Origin of the sequence: Streptomyces sp. KLMMK (assembly GCF_036961605.1) — a bacterium.
In the GTDB taxonomy this organism is placed as follows: domain Bacteria; phylum Actinomycetota; class Actinomycetes; order Streptomycetales; family Streptomycetaceae; genus Streptomyces; species Streptomyces telluris.
Map to the genome: position 1 here is coordinate 1 of NZ_JBAMDC010000346.1, position 6,744 is coordinate 6,744.

Annotated in this window: 8 protein-coding genes and 1 pseudogene; 2 read left to right on the forward strand and 7 right to left on the reverse strand. The window is 71.3% G+C overall.

Annotation, left to right across the window (positions count from 1 at the left end):
• The 5 genes from cbiE to V7793_RS30480 all read right to left on the reverse strand — a co-directional run.
• Window positions 1-635: precorrin-6y C5,15-methyltransferase (decarboxylating) subunit CbiE (cbiE, locus tag V7793_RS30460; RefSeq protein WP_336012564.1), on the reverse strand; the 635-nt coding region annotated here is incomplete at its 3' end.
• Between the two features lie 179 nt (window positions 636-814).
• A complete protein-coding gene (locus V7793_RS30465; protein WP_336012567.1) occupies window positions 815-1,456 on the reverse strand; it encodes a GNAT family N-acetyltransferase in 642 nt (213 codons plus the stop codon).
• A gap of 174 nt (window positions 1,457-1,630) precedes the next feature.
• Window positions 1,631-2,503, reverse strand: coding sequence for a MetQ/NlpA family ABC transporter substrate-binding protein (locus tag V7793_RS30470; RefSeq protein ID WP_058045234.1), 873 nt, complete (start codon window positions 2,501-2,503; stop codon window positions 1,631-1,633).
• Between the two features lie 140 nt (window positions 2,504-2,643).
• On the reverse strand, window positions 2,644-3,420 hold the full coding sequence (locus V7793_RS30475) for a methionine ABC transporter permease (protein ID WP_336012571.1): 777 nt from the start codon (window positions 3,418-3,420) through the stop codon (window positions 2,644-2,646).
• Entirely contained in the window at window positions 3,417-4,532 is a 1,116-nt protein-coding gene (locus tag V7793_RS30480) for a methionine ABC transporter ATP-binding protein (RefSeq protein WP_336012574.1), read from the reverse strand. Before V7793_RS30480 ends, V7793_RS30475 begins: the two co-directional genes overlap by 4 nt.
• Window positions 4,533-5,105: 573 nt before the next feature.
• Between V7793_RS30480 and V7793_RS30485 the strand changes: the two genes are divergently transcribed.
• Both V7793_RS30485 and V7793_RS30490 read left to right on the forward strand, forming a co-directional pair.
• Window positions 5,106-5,465: a hypothetical protein gene (locus V7793_RS30485; RefSeq protein WP_336012580.1), complete on the forward strand. Its 360-nt coding sequence runs from the start codon at window positions 5,106-5,108 to the stop codon at window positions 5,463-5,465.
• A gap of 2 nt (window positions 5,466-5,467) precedes the next feature.
• A complete protein-coding gene (locus V7793_RS30490; RefSeq protein WP_443058027.1) occupies window positions 5,468-5,896 on the forward strand; it encodes a hypothetical protein in 429 nt (142 codons plus the stop codon).
• On the opposite strand, the gene V7793_RS30495 is transcribed toward V7793_RS30490, so the two are convergent.
• Window positions 5,893-6,432, reverse strand: a complete 540-nt coding sequence (locus V7793_RS30495) for a GNAT family N-acetyltransferase (RefSeq protein WP_336012577.1) — start codon at window positions 6,430-6,432, stop codon at window positions 5,893-5,895. The genes V7793_RS30490 and V7793_RS30495 overlap by 4 nt on opposite strands.
• 82 nt (window positions 6,433-6,514) lie before the next feature.
• Window positions 6,515-6,744 (reverse strand): annotated as a pseudogene (locus V7793_RS30500) (sigma-70 family RNA polymerase sigma factor); the annotation flags it as partial.

A 6,744-nucleotide genomic window follows, 5' to 3' on the forward strand; every position in this document is an offset into this window, starting at 1 on the left:
CCCCAGCCGGGGACGGTGGCGGGCGTGGCGCCGGCGCCGCCGATGACGATGACGACGTTGGGGTCGCGCCAGTAGTGGTCGGGGGCCTTGTCGGAGGTGAGGACGGTGACCTGTTCGCGCTCGGTGCCGAGCTCCTCGCAGATGACGAAGGTGCGGTGGACGTCGCCGAGGAGGAGGGCGAGTTCCGCGGGGCCGGCGCCGGGCGAGGTGAGGACGGCGACCTTGGTGTGGGCGCGGCAGACGTTGACGGCGCGGCGCAGGTCGCGGCTGTGGGCGACGACGATCTGGGCGTCGTCCCAGGGCATGCCGGCGCGGGCGAAGGCGGCGGCGACGGAGGAGACGGCGGGCACGACCTCGACCTCGAGGCCGTGCTGGGGGGCGCGCAGGGTGCGGACGACGCCGAAGAAGCCGGGGTCGCCGTCGGCGAGGACGACGGCGGAGCCGCGGTGGCCGGCGATGCGGCGGGCGGCGAGGTCGACGCTGCCGAGGCGGATGCGCTCGGCGGCGGGCGGGACTTCGGGCAGGTCGAGGTGGTGGGCGGCGCCGGCCACGAGGGTGGCGGCGGCCAGGGCGGAGCGGGCCGCGTCCGTGAGTGGTGAGCCGTCCCACCCGATCACCGTGACCCGGTCGGCCATCGTCGTCATTCTCCTGGGCTTGTCGGCGCGTCTGCGGGCGGGTCTGTCGGCGGAAAGTGCGGGGGCGGGGGCGGGGCAGGGTGAGCGTACCCCCTATTGGTCCGGACCTTCCCTGGTCCGGATGAGGTGACCGGGGGCCCGCCCGGCCACGGCCGGAGCCGCTCCGGGACCGGCGGGTGTCAGGACCAGTCGTGGAAGGCGGCAGCGTAGCCGGGGTCCCCCGCGGGCTGCTCGCGCATTTCGTCGAGGTCCTCGGGGAGGAGGCTCCAGATGATGAGGTCCGTGCGGAGCTCGGTCCAGCCGCCGTCCTCGGTGCGGCCGCGTCCTATCCAGGCGTTGCGCAGCACGCCCTCGCTGATGCAGCCGATCTTCTGGGCGACCTGCTGGGAGGCCGTGTTGTCGGCGGCGGTGCGCAGCTCCAGGCGCTCGAACTTCTGGTCGCGGAAGAGCCACTCGGCGACGGCGAGCACGGATTCGCAGGCGTAGCCCTCGCCGCGGGCCCACGGGGCGACGACGTAACCGACCTCGGCGGACAGGGCCCGCCAGTCGGTGTGGTGGAGGTGGACGCAGCCGACGAGGCGGTGGGTGAGGAACTCGGTGACCGCAAAGACGATTCCGCGCCCGTCGGTGCGCTCGGCCGGGGCCTCGCGCAGGGCCCAGTCACGGGCGTGGGCGGTGGTGTAGGGGTGGGGCACCGTAGTCCAGGCGGTGACGAGTTCGTCGCTCATCATCTCCGCGAGCGCGGGCACGTCCTCGGCTTCGAACGGGCGCAGCACCAGCCGGTCCGTACTGATGGAGATGTCCGGGAAGGTGGATGTCATGTGCTGCTCCAACGCCGGGGAAGTGGGCTCGGGACGGGGCGCTCCGGGCTTGAGTGCACCAGCATGCAGCATCGATGCGTGCGTGCGCCAAGCGCGTCGGCCCCGCGCACGCCGACGGGTGCGCGGGGCCTGGGGCCACAGGGGCGTCTGTGGTTACGGAAGCGACAGGCGGGGTCAGCCCTTCACCGCGCCGAAGGCGGGGAGGACGGCACCGTTGCTGAACTTCTGCTCGATGAACTTCTTCACCTCGTCGGAGTTGAGGAGCTTGGCGAGCTTCTGGACGCGCGGGTCGGACTCGTTGCCCTTCTTCACGGCGAGGAAGTTGGCGTAGGGGTTGCCGTCGGCCTTCTCCAGGGCGATGGCGTCCTTGGCCGGGTTGAGCTTGTGGCCGATGGCGAAGTTGCCGTTGATGACGGCGGCGTCGACGTCGGCGAGGCGGGAGGGGATCTGGGCGGCCTCGAGCTCGGTGAACTTGATGCCCTTGTCGTCCTTGATGTCCGAGAGCTTGGCCCCGGAGCCGACGCCGTCCTTCAGGACGATGACGCCGTTGTCGGCCAGCAGCTTCAGGGCGCGGCCCTCGTTGGTGGCGTCGTTGGGCACGGCGATGGTCGCGCCGCTGCCGAGGTCGCCGGCCTTCTTTACCTTTTCGGAGTACAGGCCGAGCGGCTCGAGCTCGACGTTGACGACCGGGACGATGTCGGTCTTCTGCTTCTTGTTGAAGTCGTCGAGGTACGGCTTGTGCTGGAAGAAGTTGGCGTCGACCTCGCCGTTCTGCGTGGCGGTGTTCGGGAGCACGTAGTCGTTGAACTCCTTCACCTCCAGCTTCAGGCCGGCCTTCTCCGCGAGGTTGTCGCGGACGAAGTTGAGGATGTCGCCGTGCGGGGTCGGGCTGGCGGCGACGACGAGCTTGGCGGCCGGGTCGGCGTCCTTGCCCTTCTTCGAGCTGCCGGACGAGGAGGTGTCGGACGGAGCGCTGCACGCGCTCAGGCCGAGGGTGAGTGCGGCGGCGGCCGCGACGGCGGCGGTGAGCTTGACGGTGGTACGCACGAAGAGTGCCCCTCTTTCTGGATTTCCTGGGTTCACGAGGTGTTGCCGCCCGGCAAAGGGTCCGGGCTCGTGGATCTGCGGTGAGGGGCGAAATGCCCCTCGTGCCAGGCCTGATCAGCTCCGATCAGGAAGTCTTTCGGTCAGGAGGTCTTGGCTGCCTCCGGCGCCTCGGCCTGGGCCGGGACGGTCGCCACGGGCTTGGGCGCCACGCGGGCGGGGGCCCACAGGCGGCGCAGGCCCACGGGGGCGGCCTGCCGCCCGCCGCGCCGGGCGAGGGCCCGTACGGCGAGGTCTCCGGCGAGCTGGACGACGGTGACGATGACGATGAGCAGCACGATGGTGATGTTCATCAGGCCGGTCTCGGAGCGCTGGTAGCCGTAGACGATGGCCAGGTTTCCGAGGCCGCCGCCGCCGACGGCGCCGGCCATCGCGGAGTAGCCGATGAGGGCGATGACGGTCGTGGTCAGGCCCGCGATGACCGAGGGCAGGGCCTGCGGGAGCAGCACCTTGAAGATCACGGTCCAGGTGCCGCCGCCCATGGACTGGACGGCTTCGACGAGGCCGTGGTCGACCTCGCGGAGCGCGGTCTCCACCAGCCGGGCGAAGAACGGGATCGCGCCGATGGCCAGGGCCACGACGGCCGCGCTGGGCCCGATGGAGGTGCCGACCACGAAGCGGCTGAAGGGGATCAGCCACACCATGAGGACGATGAAGGGCAGCGAGCGGCCGAGGTTGACGACCACGCCGACGGCCTTGTTGACCACGACGTTCTGCAGGAGGCCGCCGCGGTCGGTGAGGACCAGCAGGATGCCCAGCGGCAGGCCGCCGAGGATGGTGTAGACGGTGGACCACCACACCATGAAGAGGGTGTCCAGACAGGCGTTCTGCAGCAGGGGCTGCATCTCGGTCCAGGTCACTTGGCACCATCCTTCAGGAGCGCGTCGGCCGGCGCCGCGTCGTGGGGGTTGCGCACATCGGCGACGTCCACCTGCAGGCCCTGCTCCCGCAGGAAGCCGATCGGGACGACGTTCTCCTCGAAGCGGCCGGGCAGCTCGATGCGCATCCGGCCGACCTGCTTGCCGCAGACGGTGTCCATCGCGGCGCCCAGGATCGAGATGTCGATGTTGTACGTACGGGAGAGCTGGGAGATGACCGGCTGGGTCGCGGCGTCGCCGTGGAAGGTGACGTCCACGACGGTGGTGTCCGGGCCGGACGGCTCGCCGCCGACCGGGAAGAGCTCGGCCGCGAGCTCCGAGCCGGGGGTGGCGAGGAGTTCGGAGACGGTGCCGGACTCCACCACGCGCCCGCCCTTCATCAGGGCCGCCGAGTCGCAGATGGTCTTGACGACCTCCATCTCGTGGGTGATGAGGAGGACGGTCAGGCCGAGCTGCTGGTTGAGGTCGCGCAGCAGCTGCAGGATGGAGCGGGTGGTCTCCGGGTCGAGCGCGGACGTCGACTCGTCGGAGAGCAGCACCTTGGGGTCGCCGGCCAGGGCGCGGGCGATGCCGACGCGCTGCTTCTGGCCGCCGGAGAGCTGACCGGGGTAGGCCTTGGCCTTGTCGGCGAGGCCGACGAGGTCGAGGAGCTCCAGGGCCTTGCGCTCGCGCTCCTTGCCGGAGACGCCGAGGATCTCCAGCGGAAGCTCGATGTTGGACTGCACGGTCCGCGAGGACAGCAGGTTGAAGTGCTGGAAGACCATGCCGATGCGGCTGCGCGCCTTGCGCAGCTCGGCCCCGGCGCGGTTGCCGCGCCCGGCGAGGGCGGTGAGGTCCTGGCCCGCGACGGTGACCGTGCCGGAGCTGGGGCGCTCCAGGAGGTTGACGCAGCGGATGAGGGTCGACTTGCCGGCGCCGCTCTGACCGACGACGCCGTACACCTCGCCCTCCCGCACGTGGAGGTCGACGCCGTCGAGGGCGGTGACCTCGCGGCCGCGTGAGCGGTAGACCTTTGTCAGGCCCGTAGTGGTGATCACAGGGGTTTCCGTCACTGTCGAGTGCGCGGCGGTGAGGGCGCCGGCACGAGCATTCATTGCGGAGCGCGGCCTAGGTGCCCCGGCGGGCGCGAACGAGGGTCGCGGCTTCGGGGAGTCCTGGTGACGCGGGGCGGAGCTTTTCCGGTCCGGTCCGGGTGGGACGCGGGACGCGGGCTCTACGGGTCTCGCTTCGGGGCGCGAGGCACGGAACGGGGGCCCTCAGCGGTCACACATTCGACACATGCAACGAGCAGCGCCGGGCGTCGTCATCGCCTCGGTCGCACAGGTGCGGCTGCTCGTCGTGGTCATGCGGGAAAGTAAAACAGACGGATGTGCGAGTCGGCCAAGGCTGTCCGAATAGCGGACACACCTGGCCGGTTCGTGGACACACCCCGCTCCCCGTAAGCGATCTTCAAGCCATCGGCGGCCACCCTTTGACCTGCGAGGACGCGGGCCGCGGACCCCGTGCCCACGCCCCTCGGCCGGGGTATCCGCAGGCGCCTTGTGGTCAAGGCCACGGGCCGACCGGGCCCGGTGCGGGGCCGGGCGCGGCGCATTCCGGGCAGGCCATTAAAGTCGTCCCATGCTTGTCCAGCCCCCTCCGCACGCGCCCGCAGCCCGGTGGCCACGGTGATCGGCGCGCTGACGCTCGCGGTCGGACTGACCGCCCTCGCGCTGGCCGCCTGGTGCGGCATCGCCTTCTCCCGCGACCAGTCCACCAAGGACTGGCACTTCATCGGCATGGCCGTGGTGACCGTCCTGGCGGTCGCCCAGCTCGTGGTCGGCATCGTGCAGCTGGCGGGAGGGGACAAGCCCGAGCAGGGCACCGCCATCTTCCTGGCCTACCTGATCGGCTCGGCGGCGGCCGTTCCCGCCGCGGGCTTCATGTCGCTCGCGGAGCGGACCCGCTGGGGTTCGGCCACCGTGGCGGCGGGCGGCGTGATCCTGGCCGTGCTCGAAGTGCGGCTCTACGACATCTGGGGAGGCTGACCGTGACCGAACCGACCACCCCCGCCAAGCCGGGCTTCAACCTCGGCGAGGGACCGGGCCGGCTGCTGGTGTGGCTCTACGGCGTCTTCACCGTCGCCGCGGCCTCTCGCTCGATCGTCCAGATGATCCTGGACTTCGGCCGCGCCCCGCTGGCCTACGTCCTGTCGGCGATCGCCGCCGTCGTGTACGCCTTCATCACGTACTCCCTGGTCCGCGGCGGCCCCACGGCCCGCCGGGCGGCGCTGGTGTGCTGCGCCGCCGAGCTGGCCGGCGTCCTCGTCGTCGGGACGTGGACGCTCGCCGAGCCGTCCGCCTTCCCCGACGCCACGGTCTGGTCGGACTACGGCATGGGCTACCTCTTCATCCCGGTGATCCTGCCCGTCACCGCGATGGTGTGGCTGCGCCGCGCGGCACAGCCACAGGCCGGCTAGCGGCTCGTCGTCGCGAGCGCCGCCCCCGTGGCGGCGCCCTGCGCGGACTCCGCGTCCTGCTCCCGGCGTTCCTTCTCCATCGTCACCAGCGTGAGCTTGCGCGTGACCTGCTCGCTGGCCACCTGCGCGTACCCCCACTTGCGGTACAGCCGCAGGTTCCCCTCGTTGCGGTGGCCGGTGGCCAGGCGGTAGCGGGTGGCCCCCTCCGCCGCCAGCCGGGCCTCGACCGCGGCGAGCAGCCGCCCGCCCAGGCCGTGCCGCTGCATCCGGGGATGGACGATCATCCCGGAGATCACCGCCGCGCCCCCGGCGCCGGCCGTGCCGCGCACCGAGCCCACGACCTCGTCGCCGAGCCGGGCCACCAGGACGCAGCCGGCGCCCAGTTCGGCACGCAGCTCGGCGAGGGTCTGGGTGAGCGGTGCGATGGAGTAGTCCCCGTAGAGCTCGGCCTCGCCCTGATAGCAGAGGTACTGGAGTTTGAGGATCTGTTCCGCGTCGAGATCGGTCGCCGCAGAGATGGTCACGCTCATGCCCATGTGCCCACGCCTCCCCTTTTCGGTTCGGTCCGCCCTGACAGGAGCCGTCGTGGGTGCACGCCGCCTCCGTGGCGCCGGTTGTCTATCGCTCCTTTCCCCAGGGTTCAGGAGCGGCAACCTCTGCCGTCAGCATTCTGCGCAGGCATCCCAGGCAACGGGAACGTACCGGCCCCAAAGATCCTTGTGACATTCCCAACTCGCCTGCGATTTCCCGGTAGGTCGGGTCCTTCCGGGAGAGGAGGGCGGCCAGCAGCCGGGGGCAGCGGCCGGGCAGCCGGCGCACCGCGGCGCGCAGCGCCCGGCCCTCCTCGG